Below are 26,002 nucleotides of genomic sequence, written 5' to 3'. Positions count from 1 at the left end.
GTAGTATGCATTAGATTATATATTTAAAGAATAATGAAATGATGAACGAAGACATATTATTTATTGAAGAGTTAATTGAATGGATCGAAATCAATTTAGAGAAACGTCCGACATTGGACGATGTAGCTAAGATTTCTGGATATTCAAAATGGCATCTGCAACGCAAATTTAAAAGTATTGTGGGGTTACAATTAGCCTCCTATATACGTGGGCGGGTTTTAACTCGGGCCGCCGTTGCCTTGCGAATTTCACGCCGACCCATCATTGAGATCTCTGATGAGCTGGGTTTTGACTCGCAACAAACCTTTACCCGCACGTTTAAAAAGCGTTTCGGCACGACACCCAATAACTTTCGTCAGATGGAGCATTGGGATGTGCAGGGGATGATCCCTCGTTTTGGTTTCTATGAGCATTACACGCCGAAAATCAATAGGGTAACTCTGCCTGAGAAAGAATTAGTGGGTTTTACACGCCGGTTGGATTTTGATGAGCACAATCATTGTAGTGGTCAGCACTCTTCTTTTATGGCGATGAAAGATGAGATTCTGCTCGATTTCTTCAAGGAAATTAACTTCTCATGCCAGCGAGTGTATTCCTTGTTTAATGCTCAGTCGTGTCAGCAAGAGCAGAACAGCTTGGAGTATTCGACGGCAATTGATAAAGACAAGCGTCATGAAATTCAAGGGCACCGTGAAATCGATAATATCGCTATCCCTGCGGGTGAGTTTTTGTCGATATCTCATCAAGGCAGTGCCAAGGAATGCGTGAAGTTTTCGACGTATCTTTTTAACGCTGTTTTGCCCAAATTGCGTGAAGAGTTTGGCGGTGGAGTTGAAATGGAAGTGATTGAGATAGACAGTTGCCATGCCGAATCGAAAATGCGGGATATCGCGTGTAGTTATCGCTATCTCATGTCAGTGCGTTAATACGCTGCCGTTGGTGTACGGCAGCGCGCCATTTAGCCTGTATTAGTCTGGATTAACAGCTTGTGCCGCTTTTTTAGCTTTCACTCTAGCAATGGCCGCAGCAACCGCGGCTTTGCGCGGGTCTTCTTGTAACTCTTCAGCTTGCTGGTGCTCAACCACTGGCGCGGCTTCAGCTTGTGCTGCTTTTTTAGCTTTCACTCTGGCAATGGCCGCAGCAACCGCGGCTTTGCGCGGGTCTTCTTGTAACTCTTCAGCTTGTTGATGCTCGACCACTGGCGCGGCTCCAGTTTGCACGGCTTTTTTGGCTTTCACTCTGGCAATGGCCGCAGCAACCGCGGCTTGGCGTGGATCAACTGCCTCGGTGGGCGTTTCAACTGCGATAGCGTTTTGCTTTTCAGCCTGACGCGCTCTCGCTTGTGCTTTACGGGCCTCACGGGCTGCAATCACCGCGCTATTATCCGGTGTCTGCCCAGCCGTCACTGTGATGGCAGCATCTGTGTCGTTGGTTTGCCGTGCTAATCGGCTAACAGCAGCCTCTACTGTTTGCTGATCCGCATCCGTTAATTTCACAGCGGCTTGCTTGTGGCGCAACTCTCTGGCGAGTTTCTCTCGTGCCAGCCGTGCTTGTTTAGCCTCAAAACGTGCTTTAGCTTCAGCCGCGCGAGCACTCTCTTGGTCTAGCGCGCGTATCTCAGCTTTTTCCTGACGGTAGTACTGCACCAGCGGAATATTGCTTGGGCAAACATAGGCGCAGGCACCACATTCAATACAATCGAATAAATTATGGTTGCGGGCTTTTTCATGCTCTTCGCCGCGACTGAACCAATAGAGTTGTTGTGGCAGCAAACCCGCTGGGCAGGCATCCACGCACAAACCACAGCGAATACAGGATTGCTCTGGTTCTGATAACCCCATTTCGGCTTCTGCTGGCGCTAAAATGCAGTTACTGATTTTAACGATTGGCACATCTAAACTGGGCAGGGTAAAGCCCATGAGCGGGCCACCCATAACCACCATTGGCTGACTCTGTGGTTGGAATCCGGCTAGTTTCAGCAAATGCAGCACTGGTGTACCGATTCTGGCCCAGAAATTACCGGGTTTCGATAAGGCATCACCGGTTAGTGTCACCACCCGTTCAATTAAGGGCTCATCGTCGATAATAGCTCGTTTGATGGCGACGACTGTCCCCACGTTTTGCATTAACACGCCGATGGACGAAGAGTGTTGACCAAAGGGGACTTCTTTGCCGGTCAAAATCTTGGTGAGCTGTTTCGCGCCGCCAGAGGGGTATTTAGTCGGTACGACCCGCAACTGAATATCATCGTGATCGAGTAGCGCTTGTTGTAATGCTTTGATGGCTTCTGGCTTATTATCTTCAATGCCAATCAGCACTTGCTGTGGTTGCAGTAAGTGCATGAGAATTTTGGTTCCCGCAATCACTTCATCGGCATGGTCTTGCATTAATTTGTCATCAGCCGTGATATAAGGTTCACATTCGGCTGCGTTGATAATCAATGTAGTGACGCTATTCAAACCACTTTGTAATTTGCTCGCGGTAGGGAAACCTGCACCGCCTAGCCCCGCAATCCCAGCTTGATGAATACGGTCCAATAGGGTGACTTTGTCCCGCTGTAGGTAGTCAACCCAGGGTTGCTGTTTCCGCCAATTGTCCTCGCCATCGGGAGTGAGGTGCACGCAAAGTTCTGCCAGACCTGAGGGATGTGCAGTGATATGGGGTGCAATGGCGGTGATGGTACCTGATGTTGGCGCATGAACAGGGACTGTTCGGCCACGGCCAACGGTTAGCGGTTGCCCCTTTAAGACATGCTGACCTGCGCTAACGCACAATTCACCCTCAGGCCCAAGATGTTGTTGCAAAGGAATGATCATCTGCTCAGGCAAAGGCGCAATGCGCATCGGCACCGTGCTTGATTGCAACTTCATTTCAGGGGGATGAATACCGCCGTCAAAATCCCAAATGTTGTCGCGTTGGCGGGAAGTAAACAGCTTAAACATGTTGCTCCACATCTATCATTTTCACCGGAATCATCTGTGAGGCAACTAACTGAGGAGGCAAGTTGGTGACCGGAATGGTGCTCAGGTCCCATTTCCAGTTAGCTGTCGTTGCTGCTACAGGGATCATTTCAATGCAATCAGTTGGGCAAGGGGAGACGCATAGATCACAGCCGGTACAAAGATCGGGTAAGACGGTATGCATGGCGCGTGTAGCACCAACAATGGCATCAACGGGGCATGCTTGAATGCATTTGGTACAACCGATGCAGTTGGCCTCATCGATAAAGGCTACTTTCCGCTGCGGGTGGGCTGCGGCCTCATCGCCATCCAAAGGCTGTGGCTCGACGGCCAGTAATTCGGCCAGTTTGAGCATCACTTGCTCGCCACCCGGTGCGCATTTATTGATTTTTTCGCCGCCGCTGGAAACGGCTTCAGCGTAAGGACGACAACCAGGATAGCCGCATTGGCCGCACTGACTTTGGGGCAGAATGGCATCGACTTGTTCAACCACGGGGTCACTCTCGACCTGAAAACGGCGAGCAGCAAAGCCCAGTACAACGCCTGAAACCAGCGCCAATGTACTCAATGCACCAATGGCAATCCATAACGACATCATTAGAACTTCACCAATCCAGTGAAGCCCATAAAGGCTAGCGACATGAGTCCGGCGGTAATCAAGGCGATAGAAGAACCGCGAAAGGGCGCAGGAACGTCGGCCACGGCCAACCGTTCACGGATCGCGGCGAACAGCACCATGACCAGAGAGAAACCGGCAGCAGCACTGAAACCATAGACCGCCGATTGCATGAAATTATGAGATTGATTCACGTTGAGCAACGCCACACCTAATACCGCGCAGTTCGTGGTGATCAGCGGTAAAAAGATGCCCAGTAAGCGATAAAGCGCTGGGCTGGTTTTCCGCACCACCAGTTCAGTGAATTGCACCACAACTGCGATAACTAAAATGAATGCCAGCGTCCGCAAATAGACCAGCCCGAGGGGCAGCAAAATAAAACTGTTCACCATCCAAGCGCAAACCGAGGCTAATGTCAGCACAAAAGTGGTCGCCAGCCCCATACCAATAGCCGTCTCCAGTTTTTTGGAAACTCCCATAAATGGGCATAGGCCAAGAAATTTGACCAGAACGAAGTTGTTCACCAGCACGGTGCCGATAAACAGGAGCAGGTATTCAGTCATTGCGGAACCTAAAAAAATAAAAGCCGCCTATTATCCAAAATTGGCGGCCTGACGACAACAGATGAAGTGCAGGGTTATTACGATTTTCCCCACTTTTTAGGGGGAAAACGTGCGTTTCTCCCTTAATTTTCAGTGAAAGTCATTTTCACCCGTTGAGAACGCTTGATATAAGGGACAAATATCGCCGCGGCTAACAGAGGCCAACTGAGCGCGCGCAGGGCAATATCATCAGTGATTGGTGAGAAAGCGAAGGCTTTTAGCGCTAATAATACGGTGACGAGTAACCACAGAATAAACCATTTTACAAAGCGGCGAGAGCGACTGCAAAACAGCCAGATAACCCAGACCGTGTAGACCCACATCAGGAGCGTGGTGACGACGGAAAAATACCATTGCAGCGTAAACGCTTGCGAGTTGGTCACCAAGTATTCTCTCGATTCCGGCGAGAAGATCGCCATACCATAAAGTGCCAGCATTAACGTGGCACTGAGTAGCGTCACGATGAGATAAGCCAGCGGAGCCAATAACCAGCCCCCAATACGTTGATATTCCTGTGGTTGAGACATGGTGACCCTTTTGATCTATTTTGGTTAGGGATGATAGCTCGTGAGCTATCATCCCCTTTGAATAGCGCTAGCTTAACCCGCAAATATGCCCTTCGTCATCTATATCAATATGGGTATATCCTGGCTGAGCACCCAAACCAGGCATGGTCATAATGTTACCGGCATAGATACGGACAAAGCCCGCACCGGCCGATACCGCGCAGGCGGTGATGGGTAGCACAAAATCACGGGGGACATTTTTCAAATTGGCATCGGCACTTATCGACAACGGTGTTTTGGCCATGCACAGTGGTAAATGACCAAAACCGGCGGTGGTTATCTCATCAAGCTGTTGGCGGGCCTCAGGGGTAAAACGAATTTCTCGTGCGCCATAACGTTGCGCCAAAATTTCGATCTTTTGTTCTAATGTCGCGCTATCTGAATAAGGCAGCAGAGGGAATACTGATTGCTCGCAGGCATTGATCACCTGTTGAGCTAATGCGAGTGTTCCTGACCCGCCTTTGGCGAAAGCGTCGCTAAATTCGCAGGCATAAGCGCCAGCAGAGAGCGCAAAGTCGGCTAAGAATGTCAATTCTGCAGCACTGTCGTCAGGGAAACGGTTTACCGCTACCACAACCGGTAAGCCATAGCTTTTGGCGTGTTCAATGTGCCATTTCAGGTTGGCACAACCTTCATTGAGTAACGGAATGTTCTCTGTGAAGATCGCGACTGGCAGAGGTTGGCCCGGTTTGATATCAAAAGCACCACTGTTCGCTTTCAAGCTACGCAATGTTGCCACTAATACCACGCAAGCGGGGGCTAGACCTGATTGGCGATACTTGATGTTAAAGAATTTCTCCATCCCCATGTCAGAACCAAAACCCGCCTCGGTCACCACGTAATCGGCCAATTGCAATCCTAGCCGGTCTGCGAGCACGGAGGAGTTACCGTGCGCGATATTGGCAAATGGCCCTGCATGGATTAACACCGGTGTCTGTTCGCTCGTTTGCATGAGGGTTGGGTGAATGGCCTCTTTCATCAAGGCGGTCATGGCCCCCGCAACCCCCAAATCTTCGGCGGTAATCGCTTGACCCGTGATTGAGTGAGCCAAAATAATGCGACCAATACGTTGGCGCATATCTTGCAAACTTTCAGATAATGCCAAAATAGCCATCAACTCCGATGCTGCCGTTATTTCGACATGATCTTCGCGTTCGACTCCATTGATACTCCCCCCGATCCCCACACGAATATGGCGTAGCGCACGATCGTTATGATCAACGACTCGCGGCCACAGAATGTGTTTTGAATCAATCTCTAGTAAGGGTAAACCGGTATTTTGACTAAAGGATTGGCCCAATCGCTGCTCATGGTACATGCGAGCATCCAGTGCGGCGGCGGCCAGATTATGTGCCGCGCTGATGGCATGTATATCGCCCGTTAAATGCAGATTCAGTTTCTCCATCGGTACAACTTGTGCAGCACCACCACCTGCGGCCCCCCCTTTAACACCAAAAACAGGGCCGAGGCTAGGCTGGCGGATACACGCCACGCCACGATGGCCCAACAGATTAATGCCTTGGCTTAAACCAATCGTGGTGACGGTTTTGCCTTCACCAAAGGGGGTGGGCGTAATACTGGAAACCAAAATGAGCTTACCTTGTGGGGCATCCGCCCGTAAGGCTTTGATATCGACTTTTGCCATATGATGGCCATAAGGGATTAAGGCTTCTTCCGACAGGCCAAGTTGCTGCGCAATCTGTTGGATGGGTAATAGCGGAGTATCAGGGGTGCGAGCAGGGATAGGGCATCGGTCATCGGCAGTAGAGGATAGTGTCGGTGTCATGGCGAGAAAAAGTCCTGTTATCAGTGATAATACGGCAGGAGCCAACCTCAGTGGCAATTAATCACCGCGAAATTATCACACAAAGTGGTACATCATTGACGATATAAATCAATAAATGTGAAGTGACCCATGGCTATTAGTCCATTGGCTTAAAGACAGAGCGATTAATATACGTTTCCAATATTGTTACCTTGCTTATTCCTAGCGTGAATTTAATTCTTATCTAATAGTTCAATCAACATTTCTTTAATTATAAAGAATTACACACTCTTACCTGACGCTAGTCGTATAGAAAAAACCTTTTATGATATTGGCGCTATATATTATTCGGCGGGTCCGGTATTGATATTTTTGGTGACCGATATTCCTAATGCTTTAGGTGGTAATACAATTTATGGAAAACCATGTTCACTCTTCATTAGTTTGCGCTGCGCGATTACTCCGTTTAGCGGGGTTGAATTCGCAGACGGCTGATGAGTTTAGCCAAAATACGGTTATTGATCATACGACAATGGCCACGCGTGCTTCATTGCAGCAATATTTAACTCAATTTTCTCGTGTCACATCAGCACGTTTTAAAGTCAAAACACAGCAACTTAAAAATATTCAGCCTGAACAGTTGCCGCTAGCCTTTCGTGATATGCGAGGCAGATTCATTTTATTGGCACGGTTTAACGATAAACAAGTCTTATTACAGCACGCAGAGAGTAATAAACCTGAAATTATTACATATCAAGAGCTTGCTGATATGTGGAGTGGGGTGGTTATTTATTGTAGCCAGTCACGCTTTAATATCCGATGGTTTATTCCCGTTTTATGGCAACATCGAAAGTCGTTAACTCAAGTGCTGGCCTTATCCCTGCTGTTACAGTTTCTAGCATTGATCTCGCCACTTTTCTTTCAAGTTATCATGGATAAAGTGCTCGTCCACCATGCGCTGACTACACTGGATGTGTTAATTACGACCCTCATTGTCGTCGGGGTGTATGAAGTTATCTTGAAGTTTTTGCGAGAATATATTTTCGCTCATACCACTACGAGGGTTGATATTTTATTAGGGGGTAAGTTATTTAAGCATTTAATCAAATTACCTTTAAGCTATTTTAAGCAGCGTCATGTCGGGAATATTGTCGCTAGAGTACGAGAACTCGATAATATTCGTGAATTTATTACGGGTTCAGCGCTGACACTCTGTGTCGATGTTGCCTTTACCCTTATATTATTTATTGTAATGTGGTGTATTTCCCCGTTACTGACGTTGATCATATTGGGGGTTCTGCCCCTTTATTTTTTATTAGCGGTATTGACCACTCGGCCATTGCAAAAAAAAGTAGAAGTATTGTGCTGCTGCGCGGCACAAAACGGTGCCTTTTTAACCGAAACCGTGTCGGGTGTTGAGACAGTCAAAAGTTTAGCGCTCGAACCCCAAATGCAGCAACGCTGGGAAACACAGACTCGTGATTTTGCTGAAGCGAATTTTCAGGTGCAAAACCTGCAAAACCTCAGCAGCCAAACGGCGCAGTTACTGCAAAAAGTGGCCGGTGCGGTGGTCATTGTCGTGGGGGCGTATCAGGTGATGTCTGTCCAGCTCAGTATCGGGCAACTGATTGCCTTTAACATGTTGGCTGTCCAAGCCTTAATGCCAATGAGTAAATTAGTCGATTTATGGCAACAGAGCATACGAGCGCAAGTTGGCTTGATGCTGATATCCGACATTTTAAGTTTACCGGCTGAGCAAGCGGTGGATGCCACCCCTAGCGACAAACCCATCCGTGGTGATATCGCATTAAAAAATGTGCTTTTCCGCTATCGCCCTGATCTAGACCCCGTACTTCGTGACTTCTCACTTTCTCTGCGTGCAGGTGAGCATATTGGGTTGGTAGGGCCGTCAGGTTCGGGCAAGAGTACTGTGGCGCGGTTGTTGCAACGACTCTATGTCGCGGAGCAAGGGAACATTACTCTTGATGGCTATTCTTTAGGGAATTTCTCGCCTGAATATTTGCGACGCCAAGTGGGCGTTGTCATGCAAGAAAGCTATCTGTTCAACCGTACCGTGCGTGAAAATATTGCTCACTCGCGACCCACAGCCTCGCTCAGTGAGGTCGTCAATGTTGCATCACTGGCAGGGGCGCACGCCTTTATTCTGGCTTTGCCATTAGGCTACGACACCGTGCTGTCAGAAGGCGGTTCGTCCCTTTCAGGTGGTCAACGCCAGCGTATCGCGATTGCTCGCACCTTGATGGCCAATCCCCGCGTGTTAATTTTCGACGAAGCGACCAGCGCTTTGGATGATGAATCACAAGCTGAAGTATTGAAAAACATGGCCAGCATTATTGCTAATCGTACCGTTATCACCATTGCTCACCGGCTGTCGACCGTTCGGCATTGCCATCGTATTGGCGTCATGACCCAAGGGCGCATCACTGAGTTGGCTAATCATGATGAATTACTGGCGTTGAATGGCGTCTATGCCCAGCTTTGGCTGCAACAGGCTGATTTTAGCCATGAGGAATTAAAATGAAATTGATACAGTTTTTGGCTAACTCGCCGTTCATTAACGGATTAAAGCGCTACTGGCAGCGCCATTTCCCCGCTGATCGCCCCCGCGATGAATACGACTTTCTTCCTGCCTATCTAGATGTCGTGGAGCGACCTGTGGCCCCACTTGCACGGCGTACAGCATGGTTTTTGATGCTGACGTTGTTGCTGGTGTTGATATGGTCGGTTATTGGGAAGCTAGATATTCATGCTTCAGCAAATGGCAAAGCCATTGTCTCTGAGCATTCGAAAGTGATCCAACCGCTAGAACCCGGTGTCGTGACAGCCATTAATGTTCGCGATGGTGACAGGGTTGAAGCCGGTCAGATCTTGATTGAGTTGAACCCGATCGGTATTGATGCGGAGCTCAGTAATATCAATAAACAATTGATGCATCGCTTGCTAGAAGCCGCGCGTATGGTGGCACTGCTGACAGATGACCCGCTGGCGCACTTTATCTCCCCTGTAGAAGCACCTGAAGATTTGATTAAGATGTCAACGGCACTTTTGGCGAAAGAGCATGAGGAAGTGAATGCAGAGTTGTCCCGTATGGACAGTGAGCAGGTGGTTAATCAAGCCCATCTACAGGCCGCTATCGCCAATATCGCCAACCAAAAGACATTGATGAAAAACATTCATCAACGTCTACAAGCATTGCGAACGTTGGCCAAATCAAAATCGATTGCTGAAGTCGAATTGTTGGTGCAAGAACGTGAATGGCTAAACGCGACGGCAGAAGCAAGCCGTTTTCAAAGTGAGCAAGTCGTTTTAGAGGCGAAGAACCTCAACTTAACGCAGACACGTTTGCACTATTTGGCTGAAAAAAAACGCAGCTACCAAGAACGATTAAATAAAGCCCATGAAGTGATTAATCAATTGCAGCAGGAACAGATCAAGTTGAGTGAAAAGCAGCGCCAACAGACCTTGCGCGCACCAGTCTCAGGAGTGATACAGCAATTGGCCGTTCATACGCTCGGTGGTGTGGTGACGACCGCTCAGCCGCTGATGGTGTTGGTGCCCGAAGATCATCAGTTGGAACTGGATGTCATGGTACTCAATAAAGACGTGGGTTTTGTATTGCCGGGGCAGGCGGTAGAAGTGAAAGTCGACAGTTTCCCCTACACCCGATTTGGCACGCTATCGGGTGACGTCAAACATGTCTCCCGTGATGCCATGGAGGATCAACAGCTAGGGTTAGTCTTCCCAGCACGTATTCGGTTGCATAGCGATACGCTTATTGTGGAAGGGAAACCCGTACGGCTATCGGCAGGGATGGCCGTCAGTGTGGAGATCAAAACAGGCCAACGGCGGGTAATCGATTATTTGCTGAGCCCACTGCAACAATATCAATCCGAAGCCATGAGGGAGCGTTGATATGACGAGTTCAACGTCAACTCAGGCGATTCAACCCTTGGCGGCGTTAGCCCATGCCGCTGCGTGTTTTGATCTGGCTGTAGAACCCTCTCAATTGGCCCATCAGTTGGGGTTAACATCCGAAAAAATAGATAGCATTGCTGTCTGTCGCTGCGCAGGTTGGATTGGTTTGCGTGCGAGGAAGGTATACCAGCAATTTGAACGTTTGGGGAATTTAGCGCTACCGATACTCTTTAGGGATGGTGCGCAGTGGTACGTGCTGCTGGCATTCAATGAAGATGGGGCGGTCATTTACAATGCAGCTAGTCACCAGAAGCAATCCGTCAGCCAGCAGCAACTGGCTAGTCTGTGGTCAGGTGAGGCTATATTGCTGGCAAAAGCAGAACAACAAACGCAGAAGAAAACCGCGTTTGGCTTCAGTTGGTTCATTCCGGTGATCGCCAAGTATCGCCACCAACTCCGTAACATCATTTTAGTGTCGTTACTGCTGCAAGGCATTTTGCTGGTCACACCCATGCTATTTGAAACGGTAATCGACAAAGTGCTCGTCAGTCGGGGTGTCGGGAGTCTGATGGTACTTGGCAGTGCCATGATTGTATTGGCGATTGCTGAACCCTGTTACACCTTCTTACGAGGGTGGTTGTTCTCCCATCTATCCAGTCGTGTGGGGGCTGAGCTCAATACTCGCCTTTATCGTCATTTGCTAGGGCTACCACTAAGCTACTTTGGCGAGCAACAAACGGGGCAAACGATCGCCAAAGTCCGCGAAATGGAACAGATCCGCAGCTTCTTAACGGGATCCGCTTTAACGATGCTGCTAGACCTGATTTTTGTCGGCACTTTTATCGCGGTGATGTTTTGCTACAGCAGCCAATTGACGTGGATCGTACTGTTTTCTTTGCTGTGTTATCTGCTGTTTTGGTGGGCGGTGGGAGGCGTTTTACGCCAGCGTGTTGAGCGGCAATATGAAGCCAGCGCGCAGAATACTGCGTTTTTGACCGAAGCCATTAGCGGGTTGGAGACCATTAAAACGTCAGCAACGGAGCATCAATTTAATCGGGGCTGGCGGCAATCATTAGCGGGTTACGTTCGGGCTTCCTTTGCTTGTGCGCGAACAGCGAATACGGCTGAGCAAGGCATTACGCTGATCAATAAGGTGACGTCAGCTATCTTACTTTGGTATGGCGTGAATTTGGTTTTGGTCGGTGATTTGAGTCCAGGGCAATTCATCGCATTTACGATGTTTTCAGGTTATGTCACCCAACCCATCCTGCGTTTGGCGCAGATCTGGCAAGATTTCCAACATACACAAGTTGCTCTGAAACGCATCGGTACTATCTTGGATTGTCCGACCGAACCGGGCAGTGCGGGATTATCCTCCGGCAATGAGCGGACGGGAAGTTTGACCTTTAAACAGGTGCGTTTTCGCTATCGTCCCGATACGGCTGAGGTGTTGCAGAATCTTAATTTGGAGATTGTGGGCGGCGAATTTATCGGCATTACAGGACCGTCAGGCTGTGGAAAATCCACGCTGACCAAGTTGCTACAGCGTCTCTATATCCCGCAGCACGGGCAGATTCTGGTGGACGGGCAAGATTTAGCCATTACCGACGCCACGGCATTACGTTGCCAAATGAGTGTAGTCTTGCAAGATAGCGTACTGTTCTCAGGCACGTTGAGAGACAATATTTGCCAATGCCGCCCCAACGCTGATGACGCTCAGGTTGAACATGTCGCCCGCCAAGCGGGTGCGCATGATTTTATTATGTCACTGCCGCAAGGCTATCAAACGCAGGTTGGAGAAAAGGGCAGTTTACTTTCCGGCGGGCAACGACAGCGTGTCGCTCTCGCTAGAGCACTCATGGCAGACCCCAAAATCCTGATTCTTGATGAGGCCACCAGCGCTTTAGATTATGAGTCCGAGGCGGCCATTATGCGCCAATTGCCGGTCATCACCCGCAATCGCACGGTGATTTGTATCGCCCATCGGTTAAACACTTTACGTCAGTGTGACCGCATTTTGGTCTTAAAAGAGGGGCAAGTGCTAGAACAAGGCAGTCATCAGGCGCTGGTGGATCAAGAGGGTGTCTACGCGCGTTTATGGCAGTTACAAACGGGATAACATGTCGTGTCAGGCAATAAAGCGTCAGCAGCCCCTAAACATGAGATAGACAACGTACATGATGATTGAGTACTGTATATATCATCAGTTGTCGATTGTAACGGAATCTATCGTATTAAAAAGGGGACTTATGATTACTCGACTTGCCATCTCGGGTTACCGTTCTTTGCGTGACGTGGTACTGGAATTAGGGCAATTAAATGTAATTACCGGTGCTAATGGCAGCGGTAAATCTAGCCTTTATCGCGCACTAAGATTGCTGTCTGACATTGGTCAAGGGCAGGTGATTCAGTCGCTAGCGGCAGAGGGAGGGTTGCAATCCACGCTTTGGGCCGGGCCTGAGTCTTTTTCCAAGGCCATGAAATTGGGAGAGCAACCGATCCAAGGCACGGTCAGGCATCATCCTGTTAGTCTTAAATTGGGTTTCGCGGGTGACGATTACGGTTACGCCATTGATCTTGGGTTACCGCCCCCGCGTCGCTCCTATTTTGCCCGAGATCCAGAAATCAAAATTGAAAGTTTGTGGTGTGGCAATATTCTCACTCATAACACCCTTTTTGCTGAGCGTCGCGGCCCGCGTGTACGGGTTCGCGATGAACGCGGCAGTTGGCGTGAGGCTTACCATGGGTTAGCCGCTCATGACAGTATCATGACGCACAGTACCGACCCTCGAGATGCACCTGAGATCCTACTCATGCGCGAGCGGATGCGTGCATGGCGTTTCTACGACAATCTACGCACGGATCGACATGCCCCTGCACGTCAATTGCAGATAGGCACTTATACGCCGGTACTGGCCAGTGATGGTTCGGATCTGGCGGCGGCATTGCAAACCATCATAGAAATCGGGGATGCCGACGCCTTAAACCACACCATTGCAGATGCTTTCTCGGGGACAACATTAGAAATTCTGCCTAATTTTGAAATTCAACTGTCACAGCAAGGTTTACTACGGCCGCTTAAGGTGGCAGAGCTTTCTGATGGCACGTTGCGGTACCTATTATTGGTGGCGGCGCTATTATCACCCCGACCACCAGAGATGATGATACTGAATGAACCAGAAATCAGTCTGCATGTTGATTTACTCAAACCACTGGCTCGTTTAATTGGTCAGGCCGCACGACATACGCAAGTGATTGTGGTTTCACATGCCGCAGAACTGGTGGGGGCCTTGCAGGAAGAAGCGCACTGCAATCAAATCTTGTTGGATAAGCAATGGAGTGAAACACACGTGCAGCAAGAAAATATACCTGAATGGGAATGGCCGACGAGATAGAAAAAGAAAAGGGGCGGTTAAGCCCCTTGGTTATATCGAGAAAATTGGTTTAATCGAAAACAATAAGTTCACTCGTACAGGTTACATGTCGGTGCGCTTAACGATTGTTAAGATGGTAATACACTTCATTCCAACGGATTTCATTCTTGAATGCTGGCAGAGTGGTGTCGTTGTCGATCAGCAGGAACTCAATGCCATGCATTTCTGCATACAGGCGCAACTCGTCGACACCAATAGCTTGCGAGAAAACAGTATGGTGCGCGCCACCCGCGATGATCCAAGCTTCGGCGGCGGTGGCCAGTGAAGGCTGAGCTTGCCAAATAGCGCGTGCCACTGGGAGTTTAGGCAATGGATGTGGCTGCTCAACCGTCTCAACGATATTGACCAACAGCCGGAAACGATCGCCCATATCGATTAAGCTGGCATTCAGCGCAGGGCCAGCAGGGGTAGAGAAGATTAAACGAGCCGGATCAGCTTTCCCGCCGATACCCAAATGTTGCACGTCCAGCAGCGGTTTTTCTTCTTTGGCAATAGACGGGCAGACTTCCAGCATATGAGAGCCGACCACGAGATCATTACCCGGTTGGAAGTTATAAGTGTAATCCTCCATAAATGAGGTGCCGCCTTTCAGGCCCGTTCCCATCACTTTGAGGATGCGCAGTAATGCTGCGGTTTTCCAGTCACCTTCGCCGCCAAACCCATAACCTTGCTGCATTAAGCGCTGTACCGCTAATCCCGGTAACTGCTTCAGGCCGTAGAGGTTTTCAAAGTTAGTGGTGAAGGCTTTAAAACCACCTTGCTCTAGGAAACGCTTCATGCCTAGCTCAATTTTTGCAGCGTCCAACAAGTTTTCGCGTTTGTTACCGTTCAATTTTACGGCATCGGTCAAGCGATAAGTGGCTTCATACTCTTCCACCAGCGTATCAATATCAGCCTGACTAACGGCATCGACGACCGTGACTAAATCACCAATACCATAAGCATTAACGCTGTAGCCAAACTGGATTTGGGCGGCAACTTTGTCCCCATCCGTGACGGCAACTTCACGCATGTTATCGCCAAAGCGTGCCACTTTGAGTTGTTGGCTTTCTTGTTTAGCTGCCGCAACACGCATCCATTGCGCGATGCGTTGATGAGCTTCTTTATCCTGCCAGTGACCGGTGATCACGCTATGTTGCTTACGCATACGCGCGCCAATGAAACCAAACTCACGGCCGCCATGGGCGGTTTGGTTCAGGTTCATAAAGTCCATATCCATGGTTTCCCATGGGATCTGTGCATTAAACTGCGTGTGGAATTGCAACAAGGGCTTATTCAGAATCGACAGACCACCAATCCACATTTTGGCTGGGGAGAAAGTGTGTAGCCAAGTCATCACGCCGACGCAGGCGGTATTAAAGTTAGCTTCGCGGCACAGTGCTGTTATCTCATCGGGTGTGGTCACTAAAGGTTTCAGCACCAGTCTGAGGGGTAAGTCTGCTTCGCTGTTGAGGCTATTGACGACCTGATGGGCATGATCCATCACTTGTTGCAGTGTTTTAGGACCATAGAGGTTTTGGCTGCCGATGACGAACCACACTTCTGATTGTTTGAATATGTCCATCTGATACTCCAATTAAAAATAGATAAGGTTAACCATCAAGATCAGTTGATCGGTGCGTAATGGGGTTCGGCGGACAAACACCACTGCTGGTAACGTTGATAAAGCTGCTGATAACGGGCAACTTGCTCGGCATTTGGAGTCAGGGTACGTTCAATCTGACAAGCCATATGGCGCTGTGCTGTTGGCACATCATCAAACACGCCTGCGGCAACCGCGGCAAAAATAGCGGCACCAAGTGCACAGCATTGATCCGAGGCCACTATTTGCAGCGGGCGGTTCATCACATCGGCACAAACTTGCATGATAACCGGAGATTTACGCGCAATGCCGCCTAAGGCCAGCACGTTCTCGACGGGGATATCTTGTTGTTCAAAGCATTCCATAATGGCACGCGCCCCAAATGCTGTCGCGGCGATGAACCCGCCAAACAGAGTGGGGGCATCGGTACCCAAATTCAGATCGGTAATGACTCCTTTTAGGCGCTGATTTGCATTAGGGGTGCGGCGACCATTAAACCAATCCAGTACCACTGGGAGGTGATCAAGGGAGGGATTTTTCGCCCATTCAGCCGTCAGTGAGGCCAATAGAGTAGATTCAATTTGTTTTAGCTGTGGTTGCAATTCGGGCTGTGCCAAGGCGACTTGGTGTAATGGCCAACTCAGCAGACGACTGAACCAAGCATACATATCACCGAAGGCAGATTGACCAGCCTCCATACCTATCCAACCGGGCACGACGCTGCCTTCGACCTGCCCGCAGATGCCCGCAATAGCACGATCACCTACCAACTTTTCATCAGCAATCAAAATATCGCAGGTGGAGGTGCCGATGACTTTAACCAAGGTATAAGGCTGAGCACCCGCACCGACAGCGCCCATATGGCAATCAAATGCACCGCCAGAAATGATCACGGTGGCCCCGAGACGTTCAGCCCATTCAGCAGTAATTAACCCCACAGGACGTTCGGCAGTATAGGTATCGGTAAACATGGGGTATTCAAGGTCGTTCACCAGACTAGTGTCCAGTGCGGCTAAAAACTCCCGTGGCGGTAATCCTCCCCATGATGGGTGCCACAAACTTTTATGTCCCGCGCTACAACGGCCCCGTTGGATATCCTGTGGCGCCGTAGTGCCTGATAACAATGCTGGAACCCAATCACAGAGTTCAATCCAAGATACAGCCGCTTCACGCACCGCCGCATCAGCACGCGTGACATGCAGAATTTTTGCCCAGAACCATTCGGAAGAATAAACACCGCCGATATAGCGCGAATAATCCGCAAATTCACCACTGCGGCATAGACGGTTGATTTCTTCCGCTTCTTCAATTGCTGTGTGGTCTTTCCACAAGACAAACATCGCATTGGGGTTATCGGCAAAATCAGGGCGTAATGCTAAGACCCGACCTTGCGCATCAATCGGTGCCGGTGTTGAGCCGGTGGTATCCACCCCAATTCCTACAATCTGTTGACGCTGTTCTGCTGACAAGCGGCCGACCACCTGACGAATGGCTTGCTCCATGGCTTCTATGTAGTCAAGGGGATGATGGCGAAATTGGTTTTGAGCCGCCTGAGAATAGAGTCCTTGCTGCCAGCGTGGGTAGTAGACAACTTCGGTATCGATCTCGGTGCCATGTTGACAGTCTACCGCCAATACCCGGACGGAATCGCTGCCAAAATCTAGGCCGAGGGAGATAGCCTTATTTGCCGAAATGGCACTCTCTGCCGAGATAACGTCGCCTGTCATAAGTGGTTGCTCCTAATGATTGCAGAACACGAGGATTGATTGGCAATAGCCTATTGATTGCTATCAAAGATAGAAGTGTGTGCAAGCAAGCGGTGAGGAGTAGATAGCTGGAAGTATGCACTTTTCTGCTTCCTACAGCGTTTTTGTGATGTCAGTCAAAAGTTAGAGAGAGGTTAAATTTGCTGAATATATGGATAAATAAACTGTAATCTCCGGATGTGATAGCGCTCTACATTCCAAAGCATAAATCACGCTAAAACTGTCATCGTCTTACCGGGTATGGCGAGGTTATCTGGCTTTTAATAAAGCATTTAGCCTTGAGGAAACGAAAAAACATGATTGATAACGTTTCCACTAAAAATCGTCAGAATTGAATTCTTGACGAATAAATAAACAAAAAATGTCTCTTCCTACAAAAACAGTCCGGAGAACACTATGCATAAATTAACTAAGGCGCTGGCGGTAGTTGGGTTAGCGGCCGTTATGTCACATTCAGCTATTGCCGAGAGCATGAAGTTAGGCTTTCTGGTAAAGCAACCTGAAGAGCCCTGGTTCCAGACCGAATGGAAATTCGCGGATAAAGCCGGTAAGGACTTAGGTTTTGAAGTGATAAAGATTGCAGTGCCCGATGGTGAGAAGACGCTAAATGCAATTGATAGTCTGGCGGCCAGTGGCGCGAAAGGCTTCGTTATCTGTACACCAGACCCGAAATTAGGGCCAGCCATTGAAGCTAAGGCGCGCAGCTATAACTTGAAAGTCATCGCGGTTGACGATCAATTTGTGAATGCCAAAGGCAAACCGATGGAAAGCGTGCCGTTAGTGATGATGGCCGCGACCAAAATTGGTGAACGCCAAGGGCAAGAATTGTGGAAAGAAATGAATAATCGTGGTTGGCAGCCGGGTGAAACCGCTGTGATGGCCATTACCTCTGATGAGTTGGACACAGCACGCCGTCGCACTACGGGCTCAATGGATGCGCTGAAAGCGGCGGGCTTCCCAGAGAAACAGATCTATAAAGTTCCGACGAAATCCAATGATATCCCCGGCGCATTTGATGCCGCCAACTCCATGTTAGTACAGCATCCTGAAGTGAAAAACTGGCTGATCGTGGGTATGAACGACAACACCGTGTTGGGTGGTGTGCGAGCAACAGAAGGTCAGGGCTTTAAAGCACCGAATGTCATCGGTATTGGTATCAATGGTGTGGATGCCGTCAGCGAACTGTCCAAAGGCCAAGCGACCGGCTTCTACGGTTCCCTGTTACCTAGCCCAGATATCCATGGTTACAAAAGTATCCAGATGCTGCACGACTGGGTAACCAAAGATGTCGAACCGGCGAAATTTACCGAAGTCACCGATGTGGTGCTGATCACTCGGGATAATTTCAAAACTGAGTTAGAGAAGAAAGGCCTGATGTAATTCTGCTATGCGCAATGGCGCACTGGGGGTAGGCGTGGCTTACCCCCAGTGCAACCCCACTTTATAAGGAAGCCATCATGTCAGCACTCCATTCTGCGTTACAAGCCGAGCTGGAAGCCGAGCAGTCACCTTATTTGGCCTTTTGTGGCATCGGAAAAAGTTTCCCCGGTGTTCAAGCGCTGGATGATATTAGTTTCACGTGTCAGGCGGGCCAGATCCACGCACTGATGGGTGAGAATGGTGCGGGTAAATCCACCTTGCTGAAAATTCTCAGTGGCAATTACACGCCAACGCAAGGCGAGATCCGCATTAAAGGCAAAACGGTTAATTTTACCAATACCACTGAGGCGCTTGATGCCGGCGTCGCTATCATCTATCAGGAGCTGCATTTGGTTCCGGAAATGACGGTGGCTGAAAATATCTATTTGGGTCAATTGCCCACCAAAATGGGCATGGTTGATCGCAAATTGCTGCGTTATGAGTCCAGCATACAGTTGGCACATTTAGGATTGGATATTGATCCCGATACGCCACTGAAATATCTCTCTATTGGCCAATGGCAGATGGTAGAAATTGCCAAAGCGCTGGCCCGAAATGCCAAAATTATTGCTTTTGATGAACCGACCAGTTCGCTGTCGGCGCGTGAAATCGAACAATTGTTCAGAGTGATCCGCGAGCTACGCGCTGAAGGGCGGGTCATTTTATATGTATCCCACCGGATGGAAGAGATTTTTGCCTTAAGTGATGCCATTACCGTCTTCAAAGATGGCCGCTATGTACGCACTTTTGATGATATGGCTCAGGTCAATAATGATTCGCTGGTGCAAGCCATGGTCGGGCGTAATCTGGGCGATATCTACGGTTATCAGCCACGTGAGCGAGGTGCTGCGCGCCTGACATTACAAGACGTCAAAGCCATTGGCGTGAAATCCCCCATCAATCTGACGGTGCATCAAGGCGAGATTGTGGGTCTGTTTGGTTTGGTCGGTGCGGGTCGCAGTGAGTTACTGAAAGGGGTATTTGGCGGCACAAAATTGACCAGTGGGCAGGTATTACTGGATGGCAAACCCATCTCGATTCGATCGCCCATTGACGCTATCACGGCCGGTATCATGCTGTGCCCTGAAGATCGCAAAGCAGACGGCATCATTCCCGTCCATTCGGTGCAAGACAATATCAATATCAGTGCTCGACGCAAAACATTGACGGCGGGTTGTCTGATCAATAACCGCTGGGAGCGGGAGAATGCGGCATTACGTATTGAGTCACTGAATATCAAAACGCCAGGTGCTCATCAGTTGATTATGAATCTATCGGGGGGGAATCAGCAGAAAGCCATATTAGGCCGTTGGTTATCCGAAGATATGAAAGTGATCTTGTTGGATGAACCGACACGGGGCATCGACGTTGGGGCTAAGCACGAAATTTACAACGTTATTTATCAACTGGCGAAGCAAGGTATTGCCGTGTTGTTTGCCTCCAGTGATTTGCCCGAAGTGCTCGGGCTGGCTGACCGGATCGTGGTGATGCGTGAAGGGGCGATTTCCGGCGAGTTAGACCACGGTTATGCCACTGAAGAGCAAGCGCTAAGTTTAGCGATGCTCCGCACCCCGAATATTGCTACTGATGCCGCGCCTGCGGTTGCCTGATTAAGGAGTAAACCATGTCCAGCGTTACGTTGAATTCTGATAAGAAGAATCCGGCATCAAATTCGTCACCCTCACAACCGCCACAGGATGCGCCAGCTAAAGGCGGCTTAGGCTTATCTCGCATCTGGGACAGTTACGGCATGCTGGTGGTCTTTGCGGTGGTCTTTATTGGCTGCATCATCTTTGTGCCTAATTTTGGCTCCTTCATCAATATGAAAGGGTTAGGGCTGGCTATCTCGATGTCAGGGATGGTGGCTTGTGGGATGTTGTTCTGTCTGGCATCCGGTGACTTTGACTTATCCGTCGCCTCGGTCATTGCATGCGCCGGTGTCACTACCGCTGTCGTGATAAATATGAGTGAAAGCCTGTGGCTGGGTGTGGGCGCAGGTCTGTTACTGGGGGCCGCCTGTGGCTTGATTAACGGTTTTGTGATTGCGCGTTTGAAGATCAACGCCTTGATCACCACATTGGCTACCATGCAGATTGTCCGCGGCTTGGCCTACATCATTTCTGATGGTAAAGCCGTGGGTATCGAAGACGAACGTTTCTTTGCGCTAGGCTACACCAACTGGCTGGGTTTGCCTGCGCCCATTTGGATAACCATCGCTTGTCTGGCTCTCTTTGGTTTTCTGTTGAATAAAACGACTTTTGGCCGTAATACCTTGGCGATTGGTGGTAATGAAGATGCGGCACGTTTGGCTGGGGTACCGGTTGTGCGCACCAAAATTATTATCTTTGTCTTGTCAGGATTAGTCTCAGCCGCGGCAGGGATCATTTTGGCCTCGCGTATGACCAGTGGCCAGCCGATGACGTCGATTGGCTATGAACTGATTGTTATTTCAGCCTGTGTGCTGGGTGGGGTATCACTCAAAGGCGGTATCGGTAAGATTTCCTATGTGATTGCCGGTGTCTTGATTCTCGGTACAGTGGAAAATGCCATGAACCTGCTGAACATTTCACCGTTCTCCCAGTACGTTGTTCGTGGTTTGATTCTGCTGGCAGCAGTGATCTTCGACCGTTACAAACAGCTCGCTAAGCGGACGGTATAAACGCGCTGACGACAGAAAAATCCATAAAAAATACTCTCTGGCTCACAATTTTGTCACGACTATCGGGCGGCGTGAAATCTGCCCGATAAACTGAAACAAGCAGGATGAGTTTATAGACCAAAAACAGCGTAGGGCTCCAAGGAGGCTATATGTACCATCGAATGGTTCAGGAACCGCAACCCAATCCATTGTTGCCAGGCTATACGTTTAACGCCTACCTGGTCGCGGGATTAACCCCGATTCTGGCAGACGGACCACTCGATTTCTTTATCGACCGGCCGGGCGGCATGAAAGGCTACATTCTGAATCTGACCATTAAAGGTCAGGGTAAGATTTTTGATGGCGAAAACACGTTTTACAGCAATCCCGGCGATTTACTGCTTTTTCCCCCTAAAGCTCCGCACTATTATGGCCGCTCACCCAACAGCGATTGTTGGTATCACCGCTGGGTTTATTTCCGGCCACGGGCGTATTGGGCAGACTGGCTGGAATGGCACAGCAAAACACATGAAGTCGGCCGTTTATCCCTACCGAATAATAATTTGTTGCTGGAATTTGATCGCCTGTTTGCCAATATCGAACAGACACAAAAATCTGGCCGGCGCTTTGGCGAAGAGCTGGGAATGAATTTGCTCGAGCGTTTGCTGCTGCGTGCGATGGAAGAAGACCCCCTTAGCCCGCAACGTATCATGGACCCTCGCGTCATTGAGGCATGTCAGTTTATTACCGGTAATCTGGCGGGTGAGTTGCGTATTGATGAAGTTGCGCGGCATGTCTGTTTGTCGCCCTCGCGGCTGGCGCACCTGTTCCGCGAACAAGTAGGGATTAACATCCTGCGTTGGCGTGAAGATCAGCGCGTTATCCGTGCAAAGTTATTACTGCAAACGACCCAAGAACCCATTGCCACGATTGGCCGTGTCGTTGGATATGACGATCAACTCTATTTTTCCCGTGTTTTCCGCAAGCGTGTAGGGGTGAGCCCCAGTGATTTCAGGCGTCGCAGCATAGAAACGAACTACCCACAACGCAGCCTGCGCCAGCCCGAATGGCGGGATAATACCGAGGCGCTAGTGCGGGTTTAAGCCTGCGAGTCACACACAGTAAAAAATTACCTCTTGTCGCGGGAATCATCATGGTGTCAAATCGGTTAATCGAGAGATATCAGATAACAAAATAACCCCCATAAAATTCAAGGTGTAGGAAACATCACTACGCCTTGAAAGATAACGGGGATTCCGGGCAAGAGGAAATATAATGGCCGAAAAAATTAAAGTGGGTCTACTGGGCTACGGTTACGCCAGCAAAACCTTCCATGCGCCGCTGATTATGGGCACTCCGGGGCTGGAACTGGCAGGTGTTTCCAGCAGTGATGCCAGTAAAGTCCATGCTGACTGGCCAACGATGAATGTGGTTTCAGACCCACAAGCGTTATTTGACGATCCCTCTATCGACCTCATCGTGATCCCCACCCCCAATGACACTCATTTCCCGTTAGCACAAAAAGCACTGGCAGCGGGTAAACATGTGGTCGTTGATAAACCTTTTACCGTGACACTGTCACAAGCAAATGAACTGAAACGCCAAGCAGATGATGCGGGCTTATTGCTTTCCGTGTTCCACAATCGCCGCTGGGACAGTGATTTCCTAACGTTAAAAACGCTGCTGGCGGAAGGTGCGCTGGGGAAAGTGGTCTATTTTGAGTCTCACTTTGACCGCTATCGTCCGGAGATCCGCCAACGCTGGCGTGAACAAGCCGGTGCCGGTAGTGGCATCTGGTACGATTTAGGGCCGCATTTATTGGATCAAGCACTGCAACTGTTTGGTTTACCAGACACCTTAAATGTGGATTTAGGCATGCTCCGCCCCGGATCGCAGTCGGTTGATTATTTCCATGCGGTGCTGAGCTATCCTGAGCAACGGGTCGTGCTGCATGGGACGGTGCTCGCCGCAGCAGAAACCGCGCGCTATATCGTCCATGGTTTGCAGGGGAGCTATATCAAGTTCGGCTTAGACCCACAAGAAGATCGGCTGAAAGCGGGTGAACGCTTACCGCAAGCAGATTGGGGTTATGACATGCGCGATGGTATTGTGACACTGTCACATGATGGTGTGCTTGCCGAGAAACCATTATTGACCATTCCGGGTAATTATCCCGCTTATTACGCCGGTATCCGTGACGCTATTTTGGGCAATGCGGTTAACCCTGTTCCGGCCAGTGAAGCGATTAAAGTAATGGAGTTGATTGAGTTGGGTATCGCTTCTGATCAGCAGAAGAAAACGTTGCCCGTCACGTCAGCAAATTAAGGGCAGCTAAGCAGCTTGAGATAGTTGAAAAAGTGCCCGTTGCGGAGAAGACAAGCAGATCGTAAAGACGCCGTAAAATCATCCTTGATGGCGCGAACGCTTTACTCTTCTGCCTGTCCTCACCGTTCTAGACTGAGTCATCGGTGTTTGCCAGCAGTCTGAGCAGCTTGCTACTCGTTAAGTAAAAGAATGACAACTCCAGCTACGAAGGGAATGAGGAACACTTTGGCATGTCATGGTTACAACGTCTTAAGATAGATACGTTTTTATTAGTCCTGATTTGTGTGGTGATTATCGCGTCAATCTTCCCGTGCGAAGGGGAAGTTAAAGTGTGGTTTGAACACCTGACGACCGCGGCAATCGCATTATTGTTCTTTATGCACGGTGCTAAGTTATCTCGCGCAGCAATAGTTTCGGGGATGGGGCATTGGAAACTGCATTTAGTGGTCTTCCTCAGTACGTTTGCCTTATTCCCGCTGCTGGGTTTAGGGATGAACGCTTTGGTGCCCGGTGTGTTAACCCCAACCCTGTATCTGGGCTTTCTCTACTTGTGTGCTTTACCAGCCACCGTTCAATCCGCCATTGCTTATACCTCCGTGGCGGGGGGAAATGTGGCGGCGGCAATCTGTAGTGCATCAGCATCGAGCATCCTTGGTGTATTCCTGTCCCCGATTTTGGTGGGCATGTTGATGCAGACGCAAGGCGGGGAGACAGATACGTTGCATGCCATTGGTTCAATCGTCATGCAATTGATGGTGCCATTCATTGTCGGCCATCTATCACGCCCGTTGATTGCTAAATGGGTTGAACGCCATAAAAAACTGGTGAATATCACTGACCGGTCATCCATTCTTTTGGTGGTGTATGTTGCCTTCAGCGAAGCGGTGGTCCAAGGGATTTGGCACCAAATTGATGGTTGGTCGTTGTTGGCGATATTGGTTTGTTCGATGGTTTTACTCACCGTTGTATTGGTCGTCAATACGTTGGCCGCACGTTGGTTAGGCTTCAATACGGCAGATGAAATCACCATTGTGTTCTGTGGATCGAAGAAAAGTCTCGCTAACGGTATTCCGATGGCAAATGTATTGTTCCCCGCCTCTGTAGTCGGGGTAATGGTATTGCCATTGATGATATTCCATCAGGTTCAATTGATGGTTTGTGCGGTATTAGCACAACGTTACGCCAAAAGGGTGGCGCGCGAGAATTCCGAGCTGGCGCTGTCGACGGCACAGCAGGCTTCAAGGGATAGCGTCGAGACGAAGTAGACTCCGGTCATAGCCAATTGATTTAGTGTCAAAATATTGGATTCAAAATAGAAAATTAGGTTCAAAATAGGAAAACGCCCGTACCTGATTGAGATACGGGCGTTTTTATGTCGACTGTTGTGACTGACTATCCCAGGACTTTATCGCGCAGAGCCTGCTTTTCAGATTCGCTAAGGAAGGCCATAGTCAGACCATTTTCTTGCGCTTGACGAATTTCTGCTGGCGTTAGCCCCGCAGCAGGTGCAGCAACATGATATTCGTTTCCAATTTCAATGCCTTGAACCGCAGGATCATCGGTATTGATTGAGGCGATAACACCGTGGCGCAAGAACAGGGCCAGTGGATGTGTCGCTAATGAGGCGACCGTACTGGTTTGAATATTGGACGTCAGGCATGATTCGATACCGATACGGTGTTCAGCCAAATAATCCATCAGCTTAATATCTTCCACTGCTTTGACACCATGACCAATTCGTTCTGCGCCGAGCTCACGGATTGCCTGCCAGATACTTTCAGGGCCGGCGGCTTCACCCGCATGAACGGTGATACGTAAACCCGCATCCCGTGCACGATTAAAGTGGCTGAGGAACAGACCGCCGGGGAAACCCAGTTCATCACCGGCCAGATCTAGCGCAGTTATGCCGTCACGATGTGCCAGTAATCCATCAAGTTCTTGCAGGCAGGCTTGCTCTCCAAATGTGCGGCTGAGAATGCCGATCAAACGAATATCAATATCAAAATCACGACAACCGGCGGTAATACCGTCAATTACCGCTTCCACGACACCGGCAACGGGTAATTGGTGCTTCATGGCCATGTAAAAGGGTGAGAAGCGCAGTTCGGCATAATGCAGGCCCGCATTGGCAGCATCTTCGACATTCTCATAAGCTACACGGCGACAGGCTTCCAGCGAACCTAATACCGCGACACCCCAATCTAACTTTTGCAGGAAACTGATCAAATCGGGTTCAGTTTTGGTGATTTGCACATGTGGGCGCAGGGCGCTAAGTTCATTGGCAGGTAAGGGGAGATTAAATTGGCGACCCAAATCCAGAATGGTTTGCGCACGGATATTGCCATCAAGATGGCGATGAATGTCGGTCAAGGGCTGGCGGGGATCAATCATAA

At 49.5% G+C, this 26,002-nt stretch carries 19 protein-coding genes; 11 read left to right on the top strand and 8 right to left on the bottom strand.

Going from position 1 to position 26,002, the window contains the following annotated elements; all coding sequences use genetic code 11:
* The first annotated feature begins 38 nt into the window (after nucleotides 1-38).
* Nucleotides 39-926, top strand: coding sequence for a helix-turn-helix domain-containing protein (locus BN68_RS04960; protein WP_019210054.1), 888 nt, complete (start codon nucleotides 39-41; stop codon nucleotides 924-926).
* 42 nt (nucleotides 927-968) lie between these two features.
* Here the strand turns inward: BN68_RS04960 and rsxC are convergent, their stop codons facing one another.
* From rsxC to BN68_RS04935, 5 genes are all read right to left on the bottom strand, one after another.
* Nucleotides 969-2,942, bottom strand: coding sequence for an electron transport complex subunit RsxC (gene rsxC, locus BN68_RS04955; RefSeq protein WP_019210053.1), 1,974 nt, complete (start codon nucleotides 2,940-2,942; stop codon nucleotides 969-971).
* Complete coding sequence (gene rsxB, locus BN68_RS04950) at nucleotides 2,935-3,558, bottom strand: electron transport complex subunit RsxB (protein WP_019210052.1); 624 nt, start codon at nucleotides 3,556-3,558, stop codon at nucleotides 2,935-2,937. Before rsxB ends, rsxC begins: the two co-directional genes overlap by 8 nt.
* The gene (gene rsxA / locus BN68_RS04945) at nucleotides 3,558-4,139 is read right to left on the bottom strand and encodes an electron transport complex subunit RsxA (protein ID WP_019210051.1); all 582 of its coding nucleotides are present in this window, start codon (nucleotides 4,137-4,139) and stop codon (nucleotides 3,558-3,560) included. The genes rsxB and rsxA overlap by 1 nt, the downstream gene beginning before the upstream one ends.
* Nucleotides 4,140-4,261: 122 nt before the next feature.
* Nucleotides 4,262-4,705: a DUF2569 domain-containing protein gene (locus BN68_RS04940; RefSeq protein WP_019210050.1), complete on the bottom strand. Its 444-nt coding sequence runs from the start codon at nucleotides 4,703-4,705 to the stop codon at nucleotides 4,262-4,264.
* Between the two features lie 67 nt (nucleotides 4,706-4,772).
* Nucleotides 4,773-6,530, bottom strand: a complete 1,758-nt coding sequence (locus BN68_RS04935) for a formate--tetrahydrofolate ligase (protein WP_019210049.1) — start codon at nucleotides 6,528-6,530, stop codon at nucleotides 4,773-4,775.
* Between the two features lie 394 nt (nucleotides 6,531-6,924).
* Here BN68_RS04935 and BN68_RS04930 point away from each other — a divergent pair, with 394 nt between their 5' ends.
* The 4 genes from BN68_RS04930 to BN68_RS04915 all read left to right on the top strand — a co-directional run bounded on the left by BN68_RS04930 (nucleotide 6,925) and on the right by BN68_RS04915 (nucleotide 13,840).
* On the top strand, nucleotides 6,925-9,051 hold the full coding sequence (locus BN68_RS04930; protein WP_019210048.1) for a type I secretion system permease/ATPase: 2,127 nt from the start codon (nucleotides 6,925-6,927) through the stop codon (nucleotides 9,049-9,051).
* A complete protein-coding gene (locus BN68_RS04925; RefSeq protein WP_019210047.1) occupies nucleotides 9,048-10,442 on the top strand; it encodes an HlyD family type I secretion periplasmic adaptor subunit in 1,395 nt (464 codons plus the stop codon). Before BN68_RS04930 ends, BN68_RS04925 begins: the two co-directional genes overlap by 4 nt.
* Nucleotide 10,443: 1 nt before the next feature.
* Nucleotides 10,444-12,564, top strand: a complete 2,121-nt coding sequence (locus tag BN68_RS04920) for a type I secretion system permease/ATPase (protein WP_019210046.1) — start codon at nucleotides 10,444-10,446, stop codon at nucleotides 12,562-12,564.
* 130 nt (nucleotides 12,565-12,694) lie between these two features.
* Nucleotides 12,695-13,840: an AAA family ATPase gene (locus tag BN68_RS04915; RefSeq protein ID WP_019210045.1), complete on the top strand. Its 1,146-nt coding sequence runs from the start codon at nucleotides 12,695-12,697 to the stop codon at nucleotides 13,838-13,840.
* Between the two features lie 97 nt (nucleotides 13,841-13,937).
* Here the strand turns inward: BN68_RS04915 and araA are convergent, their stop codons facing one another.
* Together araA and BN68_RS04905 are read right to left on the bottom strand one after the other, a co-directional pair.
* A complete protein-coding gene (gene araA / locus BN68_RS04910; RefSeq protein WP_019210044.1) occupies nucleotides 13,938-15,443 on the bottom strand; it encodes an L-arabinose isomerase in 1,506 nt (501 codons plus the stop codon).
* 41 nt (nucleotides 15,444-15,484) lie between these two features.
* A complete protein-coding gene (locus BN68_RS04905) occupies nucleotides 15,485-17,188 on the bottom strand; it encodes a ribulokinase (RefSeq protein WP_019210043.1) in 1,704 nt (567 codons plus the stop codon).
* 435 nt (nucleotides 17,189-17,623) lie between these two features.
* Between BN68_RS04905 and BN68_RS04900 the strand changes: the two genes are divergently transcribed.
* From BN68_RS04900 to BN68_RS04875, 6 genes are all read left to right on the top strand, one after another.
* The gene (locus BN68_RS04900; protein ID WP_019210042.1) at nucleotides 17,624-18,607 is read left to right on the top strand and encodes an arabinose ABC transporter substrate-binding protein; all 984 of its coding nucleotides are present in this window, start codon (nucleotides 17,624-17,626) and stop codon (nucleotides 18,605-18,607) included.
* 77 nt (nucleotides 18,608-18,684) lie between these two features.
* Nucleotides 18,685-20,256 (top strand): L-arabinose ABC transporter ATP-binding protein AraG, encoded by a 1,572-nt coding sequence (gene araG, locus BN68_RS04895; RefSeq protein WP_019210041.1) that lies wholly within the window; start codon nucleotides 18,685-18,687, stop codon nucleotides 20,254-20,256.
* Nucleotides 20,257-20,270: 14 nt separating this feature from the next.
* Nucleotides 20,271-21,305 (top strand): L-arabinose ABC transporter permease AraH, encoded by a 1,035-nt coding sequence (gene araH, locus BN68_RS04890; RefSeq protein ID WP_019210040.1) that lies wholly within the window; start codon nucleotides 20,271-20,273, stop codon nucleotides 21,303-21,305.
* Between the two features lie 149 nt (nucleotides 21,306-21,454).
* Nucleotides 21,455-22,387 (top strand): arabinose operon transcriptional regulator AraC, encoded by a 933-nt coding sequence (araC, locus tag BN68_RS04885; protein WP_019210039.1) that lies wholly within the window; start codon nucleotides 21,455-21,457, stop codon nucleotides 22,385-22,387.
* A gap of 172 nt (nucleotides 22,388-22,559) precedes the next feature.
* Nucleotides 22,560-23,609, top strand: coding sequence for an oxidoreductase (locus BN68_RS04880; protein ID WP_019210038.1), 1,050 nt, complete (start codon nucleotides 22,560-22,562; stop codon nucleotides 23,607-23,609).
* A 230-nt stretch (nucleotides 23,610-23,839) separates the two neighbouring features.
* Nucleotides 23,840-24,874 (top strand): bile acid:sodium symporter family protein, encoded by a 1,035-nt coding sequence (locus tag BN68_RS04875; protein ID WP_019210037.1) that lies wholly within the window; start codon nucleotides 23,840-23,842, stop codon nucleotides 24,872-24,874.
* A gap of 127 nt (nucleotides 24,875-25,001) precedes the next feature.
* Here the strand turns inward: BN68_RS04875 and add are convergent, their stop codons facing one another.
* Nucleotides 25,002-26,000: an adenosine deaminase gene (gene add, locus BN68_RS04870; RefSeq protein ID WP_019210036.1), complete on the bottom strand. Its 999-nt coding sequence runs from the start codon at nucleotides 25,998-26,000 to the stop codon at nucleotides 25,002-25,004.
* Between the last annotated feature and the right edge of the window lie 2 nt (nucleotides 26,001-26,002).

The organism is Yersinia massiliensis CCUG 53443 (genome assembly GCF_000312485.1).
Lineage (GTDB): Bacteria > Pseudomonadota > Gammaproteobacteria > Enterobacterales > Enterobacteriaceae > Yersinia > Yersinia massiliensis.
The sequence above is the reverse complement of the archived record's forward strand: the minus strand, read 5'-3'. Positions and strand labels throughout refer to the sequence as shown.

Coding starts and splice junctions, on each gene's coding strand:
- BN68_RS04930 (WP_019210048.1), top strand. CDS start 6,925: ATGGAAAACCATGTTCACTCTTCATTAGTTTGCGCTGCGCGATTACTC.
- BN68_RS04940 (WP_019210050.1), bottom strand. CDS start 4,705: ATGTCTCAACCACAGGAATATCAACGTATTGGGGGCTGGTTATTGGCT.
- BN68_RS04900 (WP_019210042.1), top strand. CDS start 17,624: ATGCATAAATTAACTAAGGCGCTGGCGGTAGTTGGGTTAGCGGCCGTT.
- rsxA (WP_019210051.1), bottom strand. CDS start 4,139: ATGACTGAATACCTGCTCCTGTTTATCGGCACCGTGCTGGTGAACAAC.
- rsxC (WP_019210053.1), bottom strand. CDS start 2,942: ATGTTTAAGCTGTTTACTTCCCGCCAACGCGACAACATTTGGGATTTT.
- araA (WP_019210044.1), bottom strand. CDS start 15,443: ATGGACATATTCAAACAATCAGAAGTGTGGTTCGTCATCGGCAGCCAA.
- BN68_RS04905 (WP_019210043.1), bottom strand. CDS start 17,188: ATGACAGGCGACGTTATCTCGGCAGAGAGTGCCATTTCGGCAAATAAG.
- BN68_RS04880 (WP_019210038.1), top strand. CDS start 22,560: ATGGCCGAAAAAATTAAAGTGGGTCTACTGGGCTACGGTTACGCCAGC.
- rsxB (WP_019210052.1), bottom strand. CDS start 3,558: ATGATGTCGTTATGGATTGCCATTGGTGCATTGAGTACATTGGCGCTG.
- araG (WP_019210041.1), top strand. CDS start 18,685: ATGTCAGCACTCCATTCTGCGTTACAAGCCGAGCTGGAAGCCGAGCAG.
- BN68_RS04875 (WP_019210037.1), top strand. CDS start 23,840: ATGTCATGGTTACAACGTCTTAAGATAGATACGTTTTTATTAGTCCTG.
- araH (WP_019210040.1), top strand. CDS start 20,271: ATGTCCAGCGTTACGTTGAATTCTGATAAGAAGAATCCGGCATCAAAT.
- araC (WP_019210039.1), top strand. CDS start 21,455: ATGTACCATCGAATGGTTCAGGAACCGCAACCCAATCCATTGTTGCCA.
- BN68_RS04960 (WP_019210054.1), top strand. CDS start 39: ATGATGAACGAAGACATATTATTTATTGAAGAGTTAATTGAATGGATC.
- BN68_RS04935 (WP_019210049.1), bottom strand. CDS start 6,530: ATGACACCGACACTATCCTCTACTGCCGATGACCGATGCCCTATCCCT.
- BN68_RS04920 (WP_019210046.1), top strand. CDS start 10,444: ATGACGAGTTCAACGTCAACTCAGGCGATTCAACCCTTGGCGGCGTTA.
- add (WP_019210036.1), bottom strand. CDS start 26,000: ATGATTGATCCCCGCCAGCCCTTGACCGACATTCATCGCCATCTTGAT.
- BN68_RS04915 (WP_019210045.1), top strand. CDS start 12,695: ATGATTACTCGACTTGCCATCTCGGGTTACCGTTCTTTGCGTGACGTG.
- BN68_RS04925 (WP_019210047.1), top strand. CDS start 9,048: ATGAAATTGATACAGTTTTTGGCTAACTCGCCGTTCATTAACGGATTA.